Below are 21,738 nucleotides of genomic sequence, written 5' to 3' on the forward strand. Positions count from 1 at the left end.
TTCTCCTTTGTGTGGTGTGGATGTCCAGACTCGAGGGCGTACGTTCAGCGCTCGAGCCCGAGTTCGGTGGAAAGATCGGTTGCCAAGTCCGTAACGGTCCGCTCGAACAGCAGCCGCCCTTTCTGCGCCGTGGAACCACTCGGTGCGGACAGTGCGCCCGTGTGCGGGGTCCGTTCCGGAACGACCGGAAGCCGGTCGAACCGGGGGAGCAGCGCGGGGTTGTGTTCCACGGCCTTGTCCATGTGCACCAGCTCGGGGTGCAGATGGAGCATGAGGGAGGTTTCGAGGACTCCGCCGTGTTCGATGTCCCAGCCCGGGAAGCCCTGGGGGTACACGGTTGCGAGGGTGCTCTCGGAAACGTAGTCCCAGTAGGACAACAGAAGGACCGACGGGCCGGCGGGGTCGGACAGGCCGAGTTCACGCAGCGCCAGGTCCACGCCCTCGTAGAGAAATTGGTAGTTCTCGTAGTGGCCGTTGACGAACACCACGTTGCGGACACCTTGCTGCAGGAACGAGCGGGTGATGTCCCGGGCGATGCCGATCAAGTTGTCGGCATCGAGGCTCAGGGTGCCCCGCAAGTGGTTTCCCCCGCCGGACTTCTGCTGGGATTTGTATCCGTAGTTGAGAGTCTGGGCCATCTTGGCGCCGGTGCGCTCGGCCGCCCCCAGGCTCACGGCGGTCGCGAGCAGGCTGTCGGTTCCCAGGGGGAGGTGGGGCCCGTGTTGTTCGAGCGCTCCCACGGGGACCAGGACTGTGGCGCGTTCGTTGTCGAGCCAGTTGGAGAATTCAGGTGCCGTGGCATGTGCGAGCAGGGAAGTTTTCACGCGTGTCCCCCTTTCATGGGATCTTCATCCGGCGCGGTGGAAGGCCGGCGGGAATCCGCGACGGAGGTGTCGGTGAGGATGGGCATCTCTCCGGTGGGGAGACCGTGCTCGTCCACGTAGTCGTCCTCAGGGCGAGGATTCGGGTCGTTGATCTCTTTCTCGAGTCTCCTGCTGTCCTTGGTCCGTGTGACCAGCCTGCGGATCAGGTTGGCGATCATCAGGAAGATGATGAAGGAGAAGGGGAAGGCCCCGATAATGGTGCCGGTCTGGACCGTGTCGACCACCGAGGTGCCACCGATGGACAGGAGCACGGTTGCCACGGCGGCAATGCTCACAACCAGGACCACCCGGAACCACGGACCGGCCTTCCGGGGTGCGGACACGAACTCGGCAAGCGCGTAGGTCCCTGAGTCAAGGCTGGTGACGTAGTAGGTCGCCACGAGGATGGTGGCCACCACCAGGAGGATCCCTCCCACGATCGGGACCATTTCGAGCGCTGCGAACAGACCGGAGGAGGTGTCTGCGGCGACCTTCTCTGCAATTTCACCGCCGCTTTGTTGGTTGTAGTACACCGCGGCAGATCCAATGATGCCGATCCAGATCATGACGATCAACGACGGGATAATGGTCACGCCCAGGATGAATTCCCGGATGGTGCGACCACGGGAGATCCTGGCGATGAATCCCCCGACAAAGGGGGAGAAGGCGATCACCCAGCACCAGATGAAGACTGTCCACGGTCCACTCCAGCTATCGGACCAGCTCTCAAGAGGGGCGCCGGATGTGCCGGAGTCGGACCAGAAGCTCATCGGGATGAAGTTGTAGATGAAGGTACCGAAGGTCTGCGTTAGGTTCGAAAGAACGAAAACGATGGGGCCGAAGAGGAAGACCCCCACCACCAGCACGATACTGAGCACCGAGTTGGCCTCGCTGATGCGCTTCATGCCCTTGTTGACCCCGACGAATGCCGAGAAAGCGGCGAACGCGGCCAGTGCGACGATGACGATGACCCATACGGTGATGCTCGGCTCCACGCCGGTGAAGGTGGACAGGCCGCTGGTGAACTGCATCACGGCGAAACCGAAAGAAGTCGCGAGACCCAGGACGGTGGCGATGATGGCCAATAGTTCGACAATCACGCCTGCGGAACGCTGCAGGGGTGCGGGGAGAATGTCAACGGTGGCCTCACGGAAGGTCAGGGTCTTCCCCAGATTATGGTGGGAGTAGGCAAGGCAGATGGCAACCACGCAGTACATCGCCCACGCAGTCAATCCCCAGTGGAAATAGGCCCAGACCATCCCGGGTTCCCCCGGACTGTCGGAGCTCGGGACCACGGGAGCCTCGTCGCCCAGCAGGATGGGCTCGGCAACGGACCAGAAGATCAGTCCCACGCCCTGCCCGCAGGCGAACAGCATCGAGTACCAGGCGAACTTGCTGTGCTCGGGCCGAGCCTTCGGGCCGCCCAGTCGAACCCGGCCGATCTTGCTGAACGCCAACCACGCGCACACTGCGATGGCCGTCAAGGAATAGAGCACGAACCACCAGGTGAATCCGGAGGTCACCCACGTCCGAAGATCGTTGATGACGCGAGCCGACCCGTCGGGATTGACGCTGACGGCCACGATGACCGCGATGATCAACAGCGGGGGCAGGACCGTGATGATCGTTCGATCGACCGGTGGGATTACCCGTCCTCGGAACCGTGGAAGCGAAACCTTCAGCTGCTGATCTGCCTCGGGCACTGCTTCGCCCGTGCGGTCAGTGACCTGCTGGTCTTTAGTGCGGGCCATGGGGCCTCCTTCTATCGACGGCGATCTCGCCGACGACCGTTCGCTAAAAATGCAGGATGGCTGGCTGTCCACCGAAGTTGCATTCAGCAATACGGTGTTGCAAAGAAAGTGAACCACACCACAGTGCCTTGGTCAAGGGTGCCAGCAGATCTGGGATCTTTTCTTCATACGCACGTAATTTCCCCACGAAACGTTGATGTAAGCGGAACCCGTACGCAACCCTGTTGCAACACTGGTCAGTTCTGCGACCCCAGCGCAACGGAGGGTGTAGGGACAAACGCGATCAATGGGTGAGTGGGCGGCCTGCAGTCTCTTTGGAGACGGCTACGGCGATCAAAGATCCAAGAGCTGCAACCACCAAGTACCACGCGGGTGCCAATGGTGTACCGAGAGCTGAAATTAAAAGGGTAGCCATGAAAGGCGCGGTGCCGCCGAACAACGCATTGGAGACATTGAAACTGACGGCAAAACCGCTGTAACGCATTCGGGTGGGGAATGATTCGGCCAGGAAGCTGGGTAGTGTCCCGTCGTTGAGGGTCAGCATGGCTCCGAGGACCACCTGAAGTATGAGGATCAGGACAAACGAGCCGGTGTCCAAGAGCATGAAGATGGGGACCGTGAGCACCATGAAGCTGATAGACGCCGCCATCAGCACTTTCTTTCGCCCAAATCGGTCTGAGGCCATCCCTGTCAGGAAAATGAATCCCACATATGTGACCAGGGCGATGGACGTGGCAATGAAGGACTCCGTCTGGCCGAGCCCCACTTCCTCGTGGAGGTACGTGGGCATGTAGCTGAGCAGTATGTAGAAGCCCACCGCGTTCAGTAGTACCGCGCCAATGGTGCGCAGCAACGTCCACCAGTGGTACTTGAACATGTCCAGGACCGGGGTTGATTTTGTCTGTTCCTGTTTCGCGAGTTCGCGGAACACGGGGGCGTCCTCGAGCCGGTTGCGGATGTATCGGCCGATGAGACCCATCGGTCCCGCCAGAAGGAAGGGGACCCTCCAGCCCCAGGACAGCATCTGATCGTCGGAGAGAATGGCCGTGAGACCAGCGACGAACAACGAGCCGAAGAGCAGGCCACTTGCCGTACTCGCCGGTACCACCGCTGCGTAAATCCCTCGCTTGTGGTCCGGGGCGTACTCCACCAGGAAGGCCGAGGCGCCCGCGTACTCGCCCGCGGCTGAAAACCCTTGGACCACACGCACGAGCAGCAACAGGATGGGTGCCGCAATGCCAATAGTTTTGTAGTCGGGAATCAGGGCGATAGCGAACGTGGCGGCGGACATCACCAGGATGGAGAACGACAGAGCCACCGTTCGCCCGATTTTGTCCCCGATGTGCCCCCAGACGAACCCGCCTATCGGTCGGATGAAGAACGAGATGGCGAAGAGGCCGAAAGTTGCGAGCAGGGCTGTTTGCGGGTCCGATTCCGGGAAGAACACTCGTGCGATGGTTGCGGCCAAATAGCCGTAAACCGCGTAATCGAACCACTCCACGAAGTTGCCGACGAAACTCGCAGCAATGACTCGGCGTCGCTCGCTGGAGGTGACCGCGTTTGAGGTGATGCTGGATGTGTGTTGTGCCACAGGATTCCTTTCGGGCGGCCTGTCATGTAGAGGCAGGAGTGTGATCAGTGGCAGTGGAAAACTCGCTAAGCAGACAACTACGTTGCAGTGAGTGCAAGCTAGTTGCTTAAAAGTAAGCTACATCACATGTCGAGTCAAGGCTTGGAGGGCAAAATTTCGCGGTCGTTCGCTCCGGAACACCCCTCGGAAGACCTCTTCCAGGGCGCTGGGCCCTGATTCTTACAAACCCGGCGGGAGGGGGCAAACCTCACTAGAACGTCGCGACGGAACAACTTCGTTGCAATCTATGCAACTTTAAGGACGTTTCGACTCAACGACTGCGGCCAGCCTGCCGCCCCGGGAGGTTGGCCGGGAAGCAGAAGGGCATTGCTTCTCGGCGAAGACCCCACAGCCGCGGACCTCGCGAGGGGCGGGGCGCCAAGGGGGGTGGGAATTCGGTCCCTGCGGGACGGGCATCCACTTTCTCGCCGAATGGAGCCGCGGCGATATCGGTGGCGGACGGGACGATTTGGTGGGGCTGGGTGTCGTCCATGACCTGGTGCCGGGTTTCGGGCAGCAGCCATGTCGCGATAAGCGCCCCCGCGGCGGTCATTGTGAGATAGGTCGCGGGGGCCAGGTGGTTGTTGGTTTGATAAGAACTGCGCTTCTGCGTTCCCGGGAACGAGCCTTGAGCTCTTCCTGACCTCCAACCGCATAGACACTCTGATTGTGACCGGTGCGACTGCGGCCGGGTGTGTGTCACACCGTCGAGGATGCGATCGGGAAGGGATTCCGCCCGATCATCCCCAGGGAGACCATCGGCGATCGTGTCCCCGGCGTCGCGCAGTGGAACCTCTACGACATTGACAACAAGTTCGGTGACGTGGAGTCCACGGATTCGGTGGTGGATTACCTGAACGGTCTCCCACGGTTCGAGGACACGGTTCCGAAGAACCTCTCGGGTCCCCAGTCCGAGGTGCTGGCTCCTGCGAATCCGGCTTGAGGCGCATCGCGCTGTAGAGCCCGCTGCCCAAGGTCCCCAGCCCGGTCCGACTGTCGTCGGACCGGGCTGGGGACATGTGTATCTGACATAGGGCAAGCGGCAAAGATCCCGCTACGCCGAACCATTGCCGATACCGTCCGCTGATCCCGTGGGGTGTCAGAGCACCTCGCGCATGTGTTGTTCGAACTCCCCCACGTGCTCACGCATGATCTCCGCAGCGTCTTCACCGCGGCCGTTGAGAACGGCATCCAGCAGTTGTGAATGGGTCGCGATGTGTTCCACGGGAGTGGGATTCCGGGTGGCGGCCAAGCACCAGATTCGGGTAGCCAGGTTCCCGTACCGGTTCAGCGTGGCCTCCAGATGAGCATTGCCAGCCGCGCAGTAGAGAGCGCGGTGGATCGTGCTGTCCCAGCGCAACGCGTCCTGCGGATCCGAGGAACCTCCCGGGGTGGCCGTATCGAGCTGGTCCTTGAGGTCCTTGAGCTCACCGCGTGATCGGTGGTCCAGCCGCTTGGCCGCCAACCGCACAGCGAGGGGCTCAAGCACTTCTCGGACCTCGGAGATTTCGGAGAGCACGGTGATGTCCACAGGGGTGGCGAACGTGCCGCGACGAGGGAAAGTGGCCACCAATCGCTCGGTCTCCAACCTTTTCAGCGCCTCACGCAGTGGAGTGCGTCCCACCTCGAGCTCAAGTCCCAGCCGCGTCTCGTTCAATGGTTCACCGGGGGCGATCTCCAAGAAGACGAGCTTGTCCTGGAGGAGTTCGAACGCCCGGGTGGCCAGTGATCCGCTGGATTTAGTCTCTTTCATCCACCCACTCCTCTCGGTTCCGCTCAGATTCTAACCGGGCCCCGTGTCGACCGACCGACGGGCTGCCGGGCGGCAGTGTCCGGACCCAGGGTGGGTCCTGATAACGCCGGGGTCACCAGTTGTCAGAAGTTCATTGACGGCGTGCGCCTGCAACAGTAACCTGGATCACACCCTGATATATCAATTACGTATCAGACGCGGACTAACACCTGAGGAGGCCGAGGATGGTCGATCTGAACACTCATCTCGCCCAGGGCGACCCGGAAGTGGCTGAGGCCATCGAGGCCGAGCTGCGACGCCAGCAAGGAACCCTGGAAATGATTGCGTCCGAGAACTTCGCTCCCGTCGCGGTGATGCAGGCGCAGGGGTCGGTGCTGACCAACAAGTACGCGGAGGGTTACCCCGGCCGCCGGTACTACGGCGGCTGCGAACACGTGGACGTGATCGAGCAACTGGCCATCGACCGGGTCAAGGACCTCTTCGGGGCCGAACACGCCAACGTGCAGCCCCACTCCGGTGCGCAGGCCAACGCCGCGGCGATGTTCGCGCTGTTGGACCCAGGGGACACGATTCTGGGGTTGAACCTGGCTCACGGTGGTCACCTGACCCACGGCATGAAACTGAATTTTTCCGGCAAGCTCTACAACGTGGTGGCCTACGGCGTGTCGGAAGAGGACCTGGAGATCGACATGGCCGAGGTCGAGCGCCTCGCCCTGGAGCACCGGCCCAAGCTGATCGTGGCCGGCTGGTCCGCCTACACCCGCCAGCTGGACTTCGAGCGGTTCCGGCGAATCGCGGACAAAGTAGGCGCCTATCTCATGGTGGACATGGCCCACTTCGCCGGTCTGGTGGCCGCCGGCCTGCACCCCAATCCCGTGCCCCACGCGGACGTGGTGACCACCACCACGCACAAGACCCTGGGCGGCCCACGCGGTGGGGTGATCCTGTGCAAGCAGGAGCTGGCCAAGAAGATGAACTCCGCGGTGTTCCCCGGCCAGCAGGGCGGCCCGCTCGAGCACGTGATCGCGGCGAAGGCCGTGGCCTTCAAGTACGCCGCCGGTGAAGAGTTCAAGGACCGGCAGCGCCGCACCCTCGAGGGCGCCAAAATCCTGGCCGAGCGACTGCTGCACGATGACGTGGCGGAGCAGGGGATCGGGCTGGTCAACGGCGGCACGGACGTGCACCTGGTGCTTGTGGATCTGCGCAACGCCCAGCTGGACGGCAAGCAGGGCGAGGACCTGCTGCACCGAGTGGACATCACGGTCAACCGTAACGCGGTGCCTTTCGACCCGCGCCCGCCCATGGTCTCCTCGGGGTTGCGGATCGGCACCCCCGCGTTGGCCACCCGAGGATTCGGCCCCGACGAGTTCCGAGAGGTGGCCGACATCATTGCCCGGACCTTGCTGACGGCCGCCGACGACGCCGCCGCCCTCGACGGCCTACGCGAGCGCGTGAACGCCCTGGCCGCCGCCTTCCCGCTCTACCCCGAACTCTCGGCGAGCAACGCTGACGCCGAATCCACCCATGACTACGCCGAAGCGGCGATGAACGGAGTGTCCTGATGGCTGATCTCTTGCCGGACCACCCGGATTTTCTGTGGCGCAACCCGGATCCCAAACCCTCCTACGACGTGGTGATCGTCGGCGGTGGCGGGCACGGGCTGGCTACCGCCTACTACCTGGCCAAGCACCACGGCATCACCAATGTGGCGGTGCTGGAGAAGGGTTGGCTGGGCGGCGGCAACATGGCCCGCAACACCACCATCATCCGCTCCAACTACCTGTGGGACGAGTCCTCGGGGATGTACGAGCACTCCTTGAAATTGTGGGAGCAGCTGCCGGACGAACTCGAGTACGACTTCCTGTTCTCCCAGCGCGGGGTGCTGAACCTGGCCCACACGCTGCAGGACGTACGTGAAAGCACACGGCGCGTGAATGCGAACAAGCTCAACGGCGTGGACGCGGAGTGGATCGACCCCCAGCAGGTCAAGGAACTGTGCCCCATCATCAACATCGGTGACGACATCCGGTACCCGATCATGGGAGCCACCTACCAGCCGCGCGCGGGTATCGCCAAGCACGACCACGTGGCCTGGGCCTTCGCCCGTAAGGCGGACGAGATGGGCGTGGACATCATCCAGAACTGCGAGGTCACCGGATTCGTGAAGGAAGCCGGGCGGGTAATTGCCGTGGAGACCAGCCGGGGCCGGATCAATGCCGGCAAGGTTGCGCTGTGCGGGGCGGGTAACTCCTCGGTGCTGGCCGAGCTGGCGGGCTTCGAGCTGCCCATCCAGTCCCACCCGCTGCAGGCTCTCGTCTCTGAGTTGCACGAGATGGTCCACCCCACCGTGGTGATGTCCAACCACGTCCACGTGTACGTCTCCCAAGCGCACAAGGGCGAGCTGGTCATGGGCGCCGGCATTGACGCCTACAACGGCTACGGGCAGCGCGGTTCGTTCCACGTGATCGAGGAGCAGATGGCCGCTGCGGTGGAGCTGTTCCCCATCTTCGCCCGGGCCCACGTGCTGCGCACGTGGGGCGGCGTGGTGGACGTCACGCTGGATGCTTCCCCGATTGTGTCCAAGACACCCGTGGATCAGCTCTACGTCAACTGCGGCTGGGGCACCGGCGGTTTCAAGGGAACCCCGGGGGCGGGCTTCACGCTCGCGCACACCATTGCCCACGATGAACCACACCCGCTCAACGAGCCCTTCAGCCTCGAACGTTTCGAGACGGGCATGCTGATCGACGAGCACGGCGCTGCTGCCGTGGCGCACTAGAGGGAGCGAACATGCTGCAGATCAATTGCCCGTGGTGCGGTCCACGGGACGAGACCGAATTCCATTACGGGGGAGAGGCCCACGTGCCCTACCCCCGGGACCCGTTCGAGCTGGACGACCACCAGTGGGCCCGCTACCTGTTCTACCGCGCCAATCCGCGGGGGCTGCTGTCCGAGCGCTGGTCCCACGCCGCCGGCTGCCGCCGTTGGTTCAACGCCGTGCGTGACACGGTGACCTACGAGTTCAAGACCGAGTACAAGATGAGCGACCCCCGGCCAAACCTGGGAAATGTTGGAGGTGCCCTGTGAGCGAGCAGACCCATCGCCTGACGGCCGAGCGAGCCGCCGGGCACGGCATCGACCGTTCCACCGCGGTGGACTTCACCTTCGAGGGCGTCCCGTACACGGGCTACCGCGGGGACACCGTGGCCTCCGCGCTGGTGGCCAACGGCAAGATCGACTGCGCCCCGTCCATGTACCGGCGCCGCCCCCGCGGGCTGTACTCGGCCGGCGTGGAGGAGCCCAACGCCTTGATCAAGGTCTCCCCCCGTCACCAGCAGGACGTGGCCGAGTCCATGCTGCAGGCCACGGTCACCGAACTGACGCCCGGGATGGACGCCGTCTACCTCGGAGGCCACGGACAGTTGGACCCCGAGACCGACCGCGCCTACTACGACCGCAAGTACGTCCACACGGACGTGCTTGTCATCGGCGCGGGCCCGGCGGGGCTGTCCGCCGCCCGGGACGCCGCGGCCTCCGGGGCGCGCGTGATCCTCATGGATGACCAGCCGCGCCCGGGCGGGGCCCTGCTGTCCGGCAACGGCGAGCGCATCGACGGTGTCCCGGCCCTCGAATGGGTCGAGCGCGTGAGCGCCGAGCTGGAGGCGGCCGAGGAGGTCACGGTGCTCACCCGCACCACCGCCATCGGCAGCTACGACAGCAATTACGTGGTGGCCGTCCAGCGCCGCACCGACCACCTCACGGGGGAGGTGCCCAAGGGTGTGTCCCGCGAGCGAGTGTGGCACGTGCGCGCCCGGCAGGTGGTGCTCGCTCAGGGCACTCACGAACGCCCCGTGGTCTTCCGCAACAACGACCGACCCGGGATCATGCTGGCCTCCGCGGTGCGCAGCTACCTCAACCGCTACGGCGCCGCCGCCGGCTCCACCGTGGTGGTGGCCACCAACAACGACTCCGCCTACCGGCTCGTGGCGGATCTCATGGAGCGAGGCATCACGGTCGCCGGGATCGTGGACGCCCGCCCTCAGGCCTCCGCGGTCTCCGCCGAGATCGCCGAGGCCGGCGGCCTGTCGGTGCGCTACGGCTCGGCCGTAATCGACACCACCGCCGACGCGGACGGGCGCGTGAGCGGCGTCGTCGTCAGCGCGCTCGACGACGCGGGCGAACTCGCCGGTGAGCCCGAGACCCTCGAGGCGGACCTGCTGGCGGTGTCCGGTGGCTGGAACCCCGTGATCCACCTGCACAACCAGCGCCGCGGCCCGCTGCGCTGGAACGAGACGATCGCCGCGTTCGTGCCCGAGGCCGCGATGGCGGGCCAGCACGTGGCCGGCGGAACCGCGGGTACCCTGGACCTGGCTGGGTGCCTGGTCGAGGGTGCCCAAGCCGGGGCGAACGCCGCCCGCGCGGCGGGCTTCAGCGCCACGGCGCGTGCCGCCACGACCGACCCGGAGGCCCCGGGACTCGTGCGCCCGCTGTGGTTGGTCCCCGGCGCCGAGGGCGAGCCCGGCACGTGGGACGAGCACTTCGTGGACTTCCAACGCGACCAGGCCGTCAAGGATGTGATGCGCTCGCTGGGTGCCGGGATGCGCTCGGTGGAGCACGTCAAGCGCTATACCTCGATCTCCACGGCCAACGATCAGGGCAAGACCTCCAGCGTGAACACCATGGGCGTGATCGCCACCGCGCTGGGCGGCAGCTCACCGGACGAGATCGGCGTGACTGCCTTCCGTGCTCCCTACACCCCGGTGGCCTTCGCGGCGCTCGCGGGCACCCAGCGCGGGCAGATGTTCGACCCGGCCCGGTTGTCCGCGCCCCACGGGTGGCACCTGGCGCACGGGGCGAAGTTCGAGGACGTGGGGCAGTGGAAGCGGCCGTGGTACTACCCCCAGGACGGGGAAGATATGGACACCGCGGTGCTGCGCGAGTGCGCGGCAGTGCGCAACTCCGTGGGGTTCATGGACGCCACCACCCTGGGCAAGATCGAGATCCGCGGCAAGGACGCGGGGGAGTTCCTCAACCGCGTCTACACCAACGCGTTCAAGAAACTGAAGCCCGGTATGGGCCGCTACGGCGTGATGTGCAAGCCGGACGGCATGGTCTTCGACGACGGCGTGACGCTGCGGCTGGACGAGGACCGGTACTTCATGACCACCACCACCGGTGGGGCCGCCAACGTGCTGGACTGGCTCGAGGAATGGCTGCAGACCGAGTGGCCGGAGTTGGACGTGGTGTGCACCTCCGCGACCGAGCAGTGGACCACCGTGGCCGTGGCCGGGCCCCGTTCCCGGGACGTGGTCGCCAAGCTCGTCCCGGAGTTGAACGTGTCCAACGACGCGTTCCCGTTCATGGCCTACCGAGAGGTCTCCCTTGCCAGCGGGATCCCCGCCCGCATCTGCCGGATCTCGTTCTCGGGGGAGCTCGCGTTCGAGATCAACGTCCCCACATGGTGGGGAGCGGCGATCTTTGAGGACGTGTGGCAGGCCGGTCAGGAATACGGCATCACGCCCTACGGCACCGAGACCATGCACGTGCTGCGTGCCGAGAAGGCTTTCCCCATCGTGGGCCAGGACACGGACGGTACCGTCACCCCCCAGGATCTGGGGATGGATTGGGTGGTGTCCAAGCGTAAGGACTTCATCGGCAACCGCTCGTACTTCCGCAAGGGACTGGAGAGCGAGGTGCGCAAGGAACTGGTCGCCGTGCTGCCCGTGGACACCGACTATCGCTTGCCGGAAGGCACCCAATTGGTCAAACAGGGCACACCGATCACTCCTCAGGAGGGACCTGTGCCCATGGAGGGGCATGTGACCTCAAGTTACAACAGTGCCGCGCTGGGCCGGACCTTCGGGCTGGCCCTGATCAAGGACGGCCGCAACCGCATCGGTGAGACCCTGCAGGCACCCCTGGACGGGCAGCTGGTGGACGTGCTGGTGGCCGAACCTGTCGTGTACGACCCGGAAGGAAAGCGTCGAGATGGCTGAGCAAACCATGATGAACAGGGCCGAGCGCACGGCGGAGCACGTGGCGCACTTGCGCCGCAGCCCGGTCGAGCACCTGGCCGGGGAGATGAAGAGCGCGAGCGTGTCCGGCGAGCGCGGGGTGAGTCTGCGGGAGGTGCCCTTCCTGACCATGGTCGGGATCAGGGTGACGCCGGGGACCCCCGCCGCGGAGGCGGTCACCGAGGTGCTCGGCGTGGGGCTCCCCGCCGCATGCGGTGAGGTCACGGGGGACACCTCGGAGGTAGCCGTGGTGTGGCTGGGCCCGGACGAGTTCTTGGCCGTCACAGGGGACGAGGTCGCCCCCGTGCCCGGACTGGACACCCGCTCCGAGCGCGAGCCGGGCGCCCTGCCCACCCTGGCCACCCACCCGCTCGCGCAGAAGCTCGCGGCGGTCTTCGCCGAGGGTGGCCCGGCCGGGCAGGCCGTGGACCTGTCCGCCAACCGCACCACGTTGGAGCTGTCCGGGCCCTCGGCGCGCGACGTCCTGGAGAAGGGCTGCCACGTGGATCTGCACCCGCGCAGCTTCACCCCCGGTCGGGCGGTTTCCACTTTGCTGGGGCCGGTACCCGTTGTCTTGTGGCAGACGGAGGACCTCACCTACCGGATCATGCCCAGGGCATCTTTCGCCGATTACACGGTCCGGTGGCTCCTGGACGCGATGGTGGAGTACTCCGGGGAACAAATCGCCTGAGGGTTCCGCCCGTGACGGTCACCATCAGCTCGCGGGCGGAGCCACCACAGTCGTGAAAGATCGAACAAGGAGTTGCCTCGTGACGGACGTACAACGGGCGCGCACCGGCGCTGACACCACCGAACTGGTTCTGACCCTCGACTGCCCGGAGGACGTGGGCATCGTGCACGCGGTCACCGGCGTGCTGCTTGAGCACGGGTGCACCATTGCGGAACTGAAGCAGTTCGACGATCGCCGTCAGGAACGGTTCTTCATGCGCGTCCACGTGGTGTCATCCAGGGATGAGGCACTGGATGAGCAAGCGCTGCGGGCGGACTTGGAGCCGGTGGCGCAACGGTTTCACATGAACTGGGAGCTGCGACCTCACGAGCAGAAGCGCCGCGTGCTGGTGATGGTCTCTAAGTACGGTCACTGCCTCAATGACCTGCTGTTCCGTGCCCGAGTGGGGGAACTTCCCATTGAGATCGTGGCGGTGGTATCCAACCATCTGGATCACCAAGCGCTGGTGGAGTGGCACGGCATCGACTTCCATCACGTGCCTGTGACCAAGGAGAACAAGCCGGAGGCGGAGACACGACTCCTGGATTTGGTGGACCAATACACGGTGGATCTGGTGGTGCTCGCCCGGTACATGCAGGTGCTGAGTGAGTCCCTGGTGGAACGCATGCGGGGGCGGGTCATCAACATTCACCACTCGTTCCTCCCCAGTTTCAAGGGCGCCAAGCCGTACCACCAGGCGTACGAACGTGGGGTGAAGACCGTGGGAGCCACCGCACACTACGTGAGTGACGAACTGGATGAAGGCCCCATCATTGCTCAGCAGGTTCTGGAGGTCGATCACACTCACGGCCCGGAAGACCTGGTGGCCGTTGGGCGGGACTCGGAATGCAAGGCGTTGTCCAACGCCGTTCGGTGGCACTGCGAAGGCCGTGTGATCCTCACCGGGAACCGCACGGTGGTGTTGCGGTAGCCGATGTCGGCATCCAGGCCGCCCACCGCAGCAGTTTGATCGCACGGCCCGGTACGGAACCCCGCCAGGTGGTTAATGAGACAAGTCAGGTGGGCGGTGGAGTCTCCGCGGGAAGACGGGGACGCCAATCGCAGCCGGTAAAAGGGAGTCATTATGGCAATGCCAACGAGAACGGGAACCCGTCTGGATACGGCCGAGCGAACGAGTGTCTTGCGAGTGCTCACCTACGCGGGAGCGATCATCGCCTTCCTCATCGGATCCGGCTTCGCAACGGGCCAAGAAATACTGCAGTACTTCGCGTCCTACGGATTCCAGGGAATCGTCGGTACGGGTGCCGTGGTGTTGATCCTAATAACCTACGTGGCCGCTGAATTCCTCTTCGTGGGTCATATGAAGAAATTCGAACACCCCTCGATGATCTTCCGGTACTACACGGGGAAGCACCTGGGCACGTTCTTCGACTACTTCTCAATACTTTTCGTGTTCCTCAGCTTCACGGTGATGGTCTCCGGTGCGGGGGCAGTGTTCGAGGAGCACTTCGGATTGCCCAAGTACCTGGGCGGTGCGAGTTTGGCCATCGTGGTGAGCGCAACGGTCTGGTTCGGGTTGAAGAACCTTGTCGATGTGATCGGCAAGATCGGCCCCGTCATCGTAGTTGTGGCGGTGCTGCTGGGGGTTCTATCCTTCATTCGTGAACCCGGGAACATCGCGGCGGGAAACGCCATGGTGGCCGACCTCGAACTTACCCGAGCATCGACTAACTGGTTCATGTCCGGGTTGTCGTACGTGGGGTTCTGCATGTTGTGGTTGGCTGCTTTCCTCACGGCACTCGGGAAAACTGCTCGCAGTCGTAGGGAAGCAGTGTCCGGTGGCCTAGTCGGCGGTGCGGCGTTCTCGGCGGCGTGTGTGGTGGTCGGGTTGGGGCTGCTCGCCAACATCGCACGGGTCAACGGGACTGAGATCCCGATGTTGGTGCTTGCCAGGGACTTCAGCCCGGTACTGGCCGCCGCTATTTCGGTGATGATTGTCGCCGGTATTTACACCACGGCCGTTCCTTTATTGTGGACGGTTTCATCGAGGTTCTTCACGGACAGCACTCGAAATTTCAAATACCTCGCGATAGCGCTGGCGGCGGTCGGTGCCGTCGTGGGTCTTCTGCTCCCGTTTTCACGGATGGTCAACGTCGTTTATGTCATCAATGGCTACGTGGGAATTTTCTTGCTAGTTCTGATGATTGTGAAAACATGTCGTCGTCTCATGCCCAGGCGGTCTGGGTGGGCCCATGACGCCGGAGCCAATATTGATAATTTTCAGGAATCATTGCTACCAGAAAACCGGAGGTGAGATCGTGGCACTCAGTGCTCTGGATTTGTTCTCGGTGGGTATCGGACCGTCGTCCTCCCACACGGTGGGGCCCATGCGGGCCGCACGGCTCTTCGTGGCCGGGCTCGCCGCCGACGCCCTGCTGGAGTCCGTGACCCGGGTCCATTCCCAGCTCTTCGGCTCCTTGGGGGCCACCGGGTGGGGCCACGGATCGGACAAGGCCGTGGTGCTGGGGCTCATGGGCGAGGATCCCGAGACCGTGGACACGGACCTCGCGGACCAGAAGGTCGCGCTCGCGGGGGAGAAAGGGCAACTGCTGCTCGGGGGCACACACCCCGTGGCCTTCGACCGTTCCCGTGACGTGATCATGCACCGCAGGAAGTCCCTGCCCACCCACCCCAACGGGATGAGCTTCACCGCCTACGACGCCGCCGGCGAGGCCATCCGCGAACGGATCTTCTACTCCGTGGGCGGTGGTTTCGTGGTGGACGAGTCCGCGAGCGGTGCGGACAAGGTGGTCGCGGACAGCACCCCCGTGGCCTACCCGTTCAGCACGGGTGATGAATTGCTGGCCATCTGCGAGACCGAGGGTCTGAGCATCGCCCAGATCATGGCCGCGAACGAGCTGTCGTGGCGGCCCGCGGAACAGACCCGGGAGCAGCTGCTGCACATCTGGTCCGTGATGCAGGAATGTGTGGAGAACGGGTGCACGCGCGAGGAGAAGACCCTGCCCGGGGGACTGAAGGTGCGCCGTCGTGCGCCGGAGATGCGCAAGCGGCTGCTCACCAAGGAACCCGGCAACGATCCCTTCTACGGCATGGACTGGGTCAACCTGTACGCGCTCGCGGTCAACGAGGAGAATGCGTCCGGCGGGCGGATCGTCACGGCCCCCACGAACGGCGCGGCGGGGATCATCCCGGCGGTGCTGCACTTCTACACGCGGTTCATGGCGGACGCGTGCGATGACAAGATCGTGGACTTCCTGCTCACCGCCGCGGCGATCGGGATCGTGATCAAGGAGAACGCCTCGATCTCCGGCGCCGAGGTGGGTTGCCAGGGCGAGGTTGGATCGGCGTGTTCCATGGCGGCCGCCGGCCTGTGTGCGGTGCTGGGCGGGAGCCCGCGGCAGGTGGAGTGTGCGGCGGAAATGGGGATCGAGCACAACCTGGGGCTCACGTGCGACCCTGTGGGCGGGCTCGTGCAGATTCCGTGCATCGAGCGCAATGCGATCGCGAGCGTCAAGGCCATCAACTCCGCCCGGCTGTCCATGCAGGGGGACGGGACCCACAAGGTCTCCCTGGATCAAGTGGTCAAGACCATGCGGGAGACCGGCGCGGACATGAAGATCAAGTACAAGGAGACCTCGCGCGGCGGCCTCGCGGTCAATGTGATCGAATGCTGACGGGCACAATGGGGGCGTGAGCACCTCGATCCTCCTCCTCGCGGACACCCACCTGCCCAAGCGGGCCAAGGCCCTCCCGGACCAGGTGTGGCGCGAGGTCGACGCCGCGGACGTGGTGCTCCACGCCGGTGACTGGGTGGACCTGGCCACGTTCGAGGCCCTCGAGCAGCGCTCCCGGAAGCTGATCGCGGTGTGGGGCAACAACGACGGCCCCGAGTTACGCAAACGCATGCCTGAAACCGCATACTGGGAGCTCGAGGGGGTGCGGTTCGCCATGACGCACGAGACCGGCGCCTCAAGCGGACGGGAGCGGCGTATGGACCGGGCGTTCCCGGACACCGACGTCCTGGTCTTCGGCCATAGCCACATCCCGTGGGACACCGTGGCGCCCTCCGGGATGCGCCTGCTCAACCCCGGCAGCCCCACCGACCGACGGCGCCAACCACACTGCACGTACATGCGCGCGGTCGCTGACGCGGGTGCCCTCACGAGCGTGGAGCTGATCCGGTTACCGCCGCGCACCGTCTAGGGTGGGCGCATGAGGCTGTTCGCGGCTGTTCACCCCACCCGGGCCGCACGTGAGCACCTGGTCGGTGCATTGCGTGAGGTCCGTGAATTCACCGGCACCGCACTGCGCTGGGGCGACCCCGAGCAGTGGCACGTCACCCTTGCGTTCTACGGCGAGCGACCCGAGGCTGCGGTGCCGGAGCTCGGGGAGCTGCTGAGCGACGTCGCCCGGGACCACGCACCGCTCACCGTGTGTTTGCGAGGCGCGGGATCCTTCTCCGGCACAACCCTGTGGATGGGCGTGGGTGGTGCCTCGGACGCGCTCGTGGAGCTCATGCACGCGTGCTCGCTGGACCCCGAGGAGCGCGCAAGACAGCGCGCCCATCTCACGGTCGCGCGCATGTCCCGTGCCGAGCGCACGCGCAAGGCTCGCGAACGACGCCGCAGCTCACGCACCGTGGCGCGCCCCGGGCCCGAGCTCGCGCACGTAGTGCACGCGCTGTCCGTGTACGAGGGGCCCGCGTGGACCGTCAGCGAGCTCTCCCTGGTGTCCTCTGAGCTCGGCGAGGGCCGCAGCGGTGGCGCCCTGCACCGCACCGTGCAACGATTCCGGCTGTCGGAGCGCGTCGCCTCGGACGCCCCTGGGCGTATGCCTGAGGAAGGCTGCCGGTGACTGATTCGGTTCGTGGGGCACGCGCCGGCGCGTGGTTGTGGCTGCTCGTGGCGTGCGGGGTGTTGACCCAGGCCACCGTGAACCTGTTGCGACCGGTCACGTCCTACAAACTGCTCGCGCTGCACGCGGACTCGATCACGATCGGGTTGACCACGGCCGCGTACGCCCTGGTCCCGCTGCTCACCGCGGTGTGGCTCGGGCGGTACTCGGACCGCACCCGGCAATTGCGCGTGCTGACCCTTTCCGGGGTGTTTCTGCTGGTCGCCGGTGGGGCGCTGCTGGCGCTGTCACCCACGGTGTGGGCGGTCGTGGCCGCGAGCGCCGTGCTGGGCATGGGACACCTGAGCTTCACGATCGGGGGTCAGACGGCGATCGCCCGTTACGCCGCGGACCGGGACCTGGACAAGGGGTTCGGGTGGTTCACCGCAGCGTTCTCCGCGGGGCAGATGATCGGCCCCGCCCTGGGCGGTTGGCTCGTGGGGCACAGCTCGTCCGCGACCTCCCCAGAGCGCCTCGCGGACGTGAACCAGGCACTGTGGATCGGCGCCGCGATCTCGCTCGCGGCCGTTCCGCTGTTGCTCCTGCGCGCCGGGACACCCGCGGGGGACGCCGCCCCGTCCCGCGCGGCCTCTGGTACTGCGGCGCGTTCCGAATCAGCCGACAAACCCACCATCGCGCGGGTGCTCAGGGTGCCCCGGGTGGCGTCCCACATGCTCGCCGCACTGTCCCTGCTCGCGATGCTCGACATCCTCACCGCGTTCCTGCCGGTCATCGGGGAGGAGGCCGGTGTAGCTCCCGCGGTCGTGGGTCTGTTGCTCGGCGTCCGGGGTTTCGCGTCCATTGCCTCCCGGTTGCTCCTGCCGTGGTTGTCCCAGCGGTTCTCGCGGCGGGGTCTGCTGCTGACATGTTTGTTCGGGGCCGGCATCACGCTGGTCATCCCACCGCTTGTGCTGGGGAACTTCTGGGCCGCGGCGTTCTTCCTGGCCGTGGGTGGATTCCTGTTGGGTTTGGGTCAGCCACTCACCATGACCATGATCACCACGTCCGTCCCGGGCAACTGGCGCGGCTCCGCCCTGGCGGTCCGGTTGACGGGTAATCGCCTGGGGCAGGTGATCCTCCCCCTGGTTGCGGGTGTCTTCGCGGCACCCCTGGGCCCGGCCGCCGCGGTGTGGATGTGCTGCGGGGTGCTCTTGGCCAGCGGTGCGGAGAAGGCGTGGGGGGACCGCCGCGCGGACCGTTCGTGATGTGACCGTGCCTACCGTGGCCGCAACTGGTTCATGGCTCAGGAGGGTTCATGTCCGCACTGCATCAGGCGCTCCCGCGGGATTTCCGGCGGATGTCCCGCAACGCCGGGCTCGAGTCCGGGGGAGTGGAGTGCCAAGCGGCGACCACCGCGGACGGGCTCAATCGGCAGTGGTTCGTCGGGTGGTTGATCGCGCGCGGTGCCACGGTGTACTACGACGCGATCGGTAACGAGTTCGGCCTCTTCGAGCTGTGTCCGGGCGCCCCGTACGTGATGGTCGGCTCGCATCTGGACTCCCAGCCCAGGGCCGTCCGGTTCGACGGCGCCTACGGTGTGCTTGCCGGGGCGACCGTGTGCGCGGAGCTGTACCGAGCGGCGCCGTCCGGGGAGACGGAACTGACGTACAACCTGTGCGTGGTGAACTGGACGGGTAGCGCGCCCGGCCGAGCGTCGTCGCCCGTAGACGTGCGGCGGGCGGCGACCCGGAAGCGTAGCGACGTCGTCGAGCCGCGGCCGCGGCGGCGCACCTAGAGTGGAGGACATCGTCGATCTGAGGAGGACCCCGTGACCGAAGCGCTGCCCCTGGACGGTGTGCTCGTGGCCGATTTCTCGCGCGTGCTCGCGGGGCCGCTGTGCACCATGACGCTCGCGGACCTCGGTGCCCGCGTGATCAAGGTCGAGCGCCCGGGCACCGGTGACGACACGCGCGCGTGGGGTCCGCCCTATTCCGAGACCGGTGCCACGTACTTCGAGTCCGTGAACCGCAACAAGGAATCCGTGTGCCTGGACCTGCGGGACGAGGACGGGCGGGAACTCGCGCGCGAACTCGCCCTGCGCGCGGACGTGGTCGTGGAGAACTTCAAGCCCGGCGGGATGGCCAAGCTTGGCCTGGGCTACGAGGAGATCTCGCGCGAGAACCCCGGCGTGGTCTACGTGTCCGTGTCCGGTTTCGGCACCGCCGAGGGCGCCCACCTGGCCGGTTACGACTTCCTGGTCCAGGCCGTGGGTGGGCTCATGAGCATCACGGGCGCCGCGGACGGCGAGCCCACCAAGGTGGGCGTGGCCCTGGTGGACGTCCTGACCGCCAAGGACGCCACGATCGGTGCGCTCGCGGCCCTCGAAGCGCGACGCCGCACGGGCCGCGGCGCGCACATCGACGTCAGTCTGCTCTCGAGTCTGCAGGGTGCCCTCGTCAACCAGGGCCAGGCATACCTGGGTGCCGGTAAGGTCCCCGAGCGCATGGGCAATGCCCACCCGTCCATCGTCCCCTACCAGTTGTTGCACTGCGCGGACGCGCCCCTCGCGGTGACCGTGGGCAACGACGGACAGTTCCGCAGGTTCACGGCAGTGCTGGGCATCCCCGACGTCGCGGACGACGAACGGTTCGCCACGAACTCGGCGCGCGTGGCCCACCGCGACGACCTCGTGCCGCTTCTGGAGGAGGCGCTGTCCGCCCGGACCGCCCGCGAGTGGCAGGAAGCGCTGACCGAGGAAGGGGTGCCTGCGGGCAAGGTCGCCGGGATCGGCGAGGGCGTCACGCTGGCCGAGGACCTCGGACTGGAACCCACCGTGGACGTCCAGGATCGGGAGGGCAGGACCGTGGGACGGCAGTTCCGTCATCCGGCCCGCTGGACCCCACCCCTGGAATCCCCCACGGTCGCCCCGCCGCAGCTCGGGCAGGACACGGAAACGATTGTGGCGTGGCTCCGTGAACCCCGTCACCGTACAGTGAGAACATGAGCCAACAGAACACCGTCAACGTCATGGACCTGGTGGGCTTCGACTCCCTGCTGAACGAGGAAGAGATCGCTCTGCGATCCACCGTGCGGGAGTTCGTGGACACCACCATCCGCCCCAACATCGCCGAGTGGTACGAGAAAGCGGTCTTCCCCCTGGAGATCGTCCCGGAGATGGCCAAGCTGGGCCTGCTGGGTATGCACCTGAAGGGATACGGCTGCGCGGGCCGTTCCGCCGTGGAATACGGCCTGGCCGGCGCCGAGCTGGAAGCCGGGGATTCCGGTCTGCGCACGTTCGTGTCCGTGCAGGGCTCCCTGGCCATGAGCGCCATCTACAAGTGGGGCTCCGAGGAGCAGAAACAGGAGTGGCTCCCGCGCATGGCCGCCGGTGAGGCCATCGGGTGCTTCGGGCTCACCGAGCCCACCGCGGGTTCCGACCCCGGTTCCATGAAGACGTTCGCGCGCCGCGACGGCGAGGACTGGGTCATCTCCGGCGCCAAGCGGTGGATCGGCCTGGCGACCGTGGCCAAGGTGGCCGTCATCTGGGCCCAGACGGACGAGGGCATACGCGGTTTCGTGGTGCCCACCGACACCCCGGGCTTCAAGGCCACGCCCATCCAGCCCAAGCTGTCCATGCGGGCCTCGATCCAGTGCGAGATCGAACTCACGGACGTGCGACTTCCCGCATCCGCTCTGCTACCCGAGGCCAAGGGGCTGCGCGGCCCGTTCTCGTGCCTCAACGAAGCCCGGTACGGGATCATCTGGGGTGCCATGGGCGCCGCCCGCGACTCGTTCGAGGTGGCCCTGAAGTACTCCCAGGAGCGCATGCAATTCGATCGCCCGCTGGCCGGGTACCAGCTCACGCAGCAGAAGTTCGCGGACATGGCCCTCGAGATCGACAAGGGCTTCCTGCTCGCACTGCAGATCGGCCGCCTCAAGGACGCCGGCACACTGCAGCACCACCAGATCTCGGTGGGCAAGCTCAACAACTGCCGCGAGGCCATCAAGATTGCCCGCGAGGCCCGCACGATCCTGGGCGGCAACGGCGTCACCCTCGACTACTCCCCGCTGCGCCACGCCAACAACCTGGAATCCGTGCGCACATACGAGGGCACGGATGAGGTGCACGCCCTCATCCTGGGCCAGCAGCTCACCGGGGAGGCGGCCTTCCGCTGATCCCGT

At 65.6% G+C, this 21,738-nt stretch carries 19 protein-coding genes; 15 read left to right on the plus strand and 4 right to left on the minus strand.

Annotated elements, in window-relative coordinates; translation table 11 throughout:
* Positions 1-44 precede the first annotated feature (44 nt).
* The 3 genes from ACW9PK_RS06175 to ACW9PK_RS06185 form a co-directional block, all read right to left on the minus strand.
* Positions 45-824, minus strand: a complete 780-nt coding sequence (locus ACW9PK_RS06175; RefSeq protein WP_313362545.1) for a creatininase — start codon at positions 822-824, stop codon at positions 45-47.
* Complete coding sequence (locus ACW9PK_RS06180; RefSeq protein ID WP_368844269.1) at positions 821-2,614, minus strand: BCCT family transporter; 1,794 nt, start codon at positions 2,612-2,614, stop codon at positions 821-823. The genes ACW9PK_RS06175 and ACW9PK_RS06180 overlap by 4 nt, the downstream gene beginning before the upstream one ends.
* Positions 2,615-2,897: 283 nt before the next feature.
* Positions 2,898-4,205, minus strand: a complete 1,308-nt coding sequence (locus ACW9PK_RS06185; RefSeq protein ID WP_368844268.1) for an MFS transporter — start codon at positions 4,203-4,205, stop codon at positions 2,898-2,900.
* A gap of 733 nt (positions 4,206-4,938) precedes the next feature.
* Here ACW9PK_RS06185 and ACW9PK_RS06190 point away from each other — a divergent pair.
* A complete protein-coding gene (locus tag ACW9PK_RS06190) occupies positions 4,939-5,187 on the plus strand; it encodes a cysteine hydrolase family protein (protein WP_240505790.1) in 249 nt (82 codons plus the stop codon).
* Positions 5,188-5,343: 156 nt separating this feature from the next.
* Here the strand turns inward: ACW9PK_RS06190 and ACW9PK_RS06195 are convergent, their stop codons facing one another.
* Positions 5,344-5,997, minus strand: coding sequence for a GntR family transcriptional regulator (locus ACW9PK_RS06195; protein ID WP_368844267.1), 654 nt, complete (start codon positions 5,995-5,997; stop codon positions 5,344-5,346).
* Positions 5,998-6,221: 224 nt separating this feature from the next.
* Here ACW9PK_RS06195 and glyA point away from each other — a divergent pair, with 224 nt between their 5' ends.
* The 14 genes from glyA to ACW9PK_RS06265 all read left to right on the plus strand — a co-directional run bounded on the left by glyA (position 6,222) and on the right by ACW9PK_RS06265 (position 21,732).
* Positions 6,222-7,559, plus strand: a complete 1,338-nt coding sequence (glyA, locus tag ACW9PK_RS06200) for a serine hydroxymethyltransferase (protein WP_085108784.1) — start codon at positions 6,222-6,224, stop codon at positions 7,557-7,559.
* Positions 7,559-8,776 (plus strand): sarcosine oxidase subunit beta family protein, encoded by a 1,218-nt coding sequence (locus ACW9PK_RS06205; RefSeq protein ID WP_064845408.1) that lies wholly within the window; start codon positions 7,559-7,561, stop codon positions 8,774-8,776. Before glyA ends, ACW9PK_RS06205 begins: the two co-directional genes overlap by 1 nt.
* 11 nt (positions 8,777-8,787) lie before the next feature.
* Positions 8,788-9,084 carry a sarcosine oxidase subunit delta gene (locus tag ACW9PK_RS06210; protein WP_085108782.1) on the plus strand — a complete coding sequence of 99 codons (297 nt, stop codon included), beginning with the start codon at positions 8,788-8,790 and terminating at the stop codon, positions 9,082-9,084.
* Entirely contained in the window at positions 9,081-11,993 is a 2,913-nt protein-coding gene (locus ACW9PK_RS06215; RefSeq protein ID WP_368844265.1) for a sarcosine oxidase subunit alpha family protein, read from the plus strand. Before ACW9PK_RS06210 ends, ACW9PK_RS06215 begins: the two co-directional genes overlap by 4 nt.
* A complete protein-coding gene (locus ACW9PK_RS06220; protein WP_457017083.1) occupies positions 11,986-12,702 on the plus strand; it encodes a sarcosine oxidase subunit gamma in 717 nt (238 codons plus the stop codon). Before ACW9PK_RS06215 ends, ACW9PK_RS06220 begins: the two co-directional genes overlap by 8 nt.
* Positions 12,703-12,781: 79 nt before the next feature.
* The gene (gene purU, locus ACW9PK_RS06225; protein ID WP_064845405.1) at positions 12,782-13,672 is read left to right on the plus strand and encodes a formyltetrahydrofolate deformylase; all 891 of its coding nucleotides are present in this window, start codon (positions 12,782-12,784) and stop codon (positions 13,670-13,672) included.
* A 216-nt stretch (positions 13,673-13,888) separates the two neighbouring features.
* Positions 13,889-15,016 carry a YkvI family membrane protein gene (locus ACW9PK_RS06230; RefSeq protein WP_342358289.1) on the plus strand — a complete coding sequence of 376 codons (1,128 nt, stop codon included), beginning with the start codon at positions 13,889-13,891 and terminating at the stop codon, positions 15,014-15,016.
* A 4-nt stretch (positions 15,017-15,020) separates the two neighbouring features.
* On the plus strand, positions 15,021-16,397 hold the full coding sequence (locus ACW9PK_RS06235) for an L-serine ammonia-lyase (RefSeq protein ID WP_457017086.1): 1,377 nt from the start codon (positions 15,021-15,023) through the stop codon (positions 16,395-16,397).
* A gap of 16 nt (positions 16,398-16,413) precedes the next feature.
* Positions 16,414-16,926: a metallophosphoesterase family protein gene (locus tag ACW9PK_RS06240; RefSeq protein ID WP_457017088.1), complete on the plus strand. Its 513-nt coding sequence runs from the start codon at positions 16,414-16,416 to the stop codon at positions 16,924-16,926.
* A 9-nt stretch (positions 16,927-16,935) separates the two neighbouring features.
* Entirely contained in the window at positions 16,936-17,577 is a 642-nt protein-coding gene (gene thpR / locus ACW9PK_RS06245; protein WP_457017090.1) for an RNA 2',3'-cyclic phosphodiesterase, read from the plus strand.
* Positions 17,574-18,821 carry an MFS transporter gene (locus tag ACW9PK_RS06250; RefSeq protein ID WP_457017092.1) on the plus strand — a complete coding sequence of 416 codons (1,248 nt, stop codon included), beginning with the start codon at positions 17,574-17,576 and terminating at the stop codon, positions 18,819-18,821. Before thpR ends, ACW9PK_RS06250 begins: the two co-directional genes overlap by 4 nt.
* Positions 18,822-18,871: 50 nt before the next feature.
* Complete coding sequence (locus ACW9PK_RS06255) at positions 18,872-19,351, plus strand: zinc-binding metallopeptidase family protein (RefSeq protein WP_260850481.1); 480 nt, start codon at positions 18,872-18,874, stop codon at positions 19,349-19,351.
* A gap of 33 nt (positions 19,352-19,384) precedes the next feature.
* Positions 19,385-20,560: a CaiB/BaiF CoA transferase family protein gene (locus ACW9PK_RS06260; protein ID WP_457017094.1), complete on the plus strand. Its 1,176-nt coding sequence runs from the start codon at positions 19,385-19,387 to the stop codon at positions 20,558-20,560.
* Entirely contained in the window at positions 20,557-21,732 is a 1,176-nt protein-coding gene (locus tag ACW9PK_RS06265; protein WP_368835642.1) for an acyl-CoA dehydrogenase family protein, read from the plus strand. Before ACW9PK_RS06260 ends, ACW9PK_RS06265 begins: the two co-directional genes overlap by 4 nt.
* Positions 21,733-21,738 lie beyond the last annotated feature (6 nt).

The organism is Kocuria sp. MNB10 (assembly GCF_054073685.1).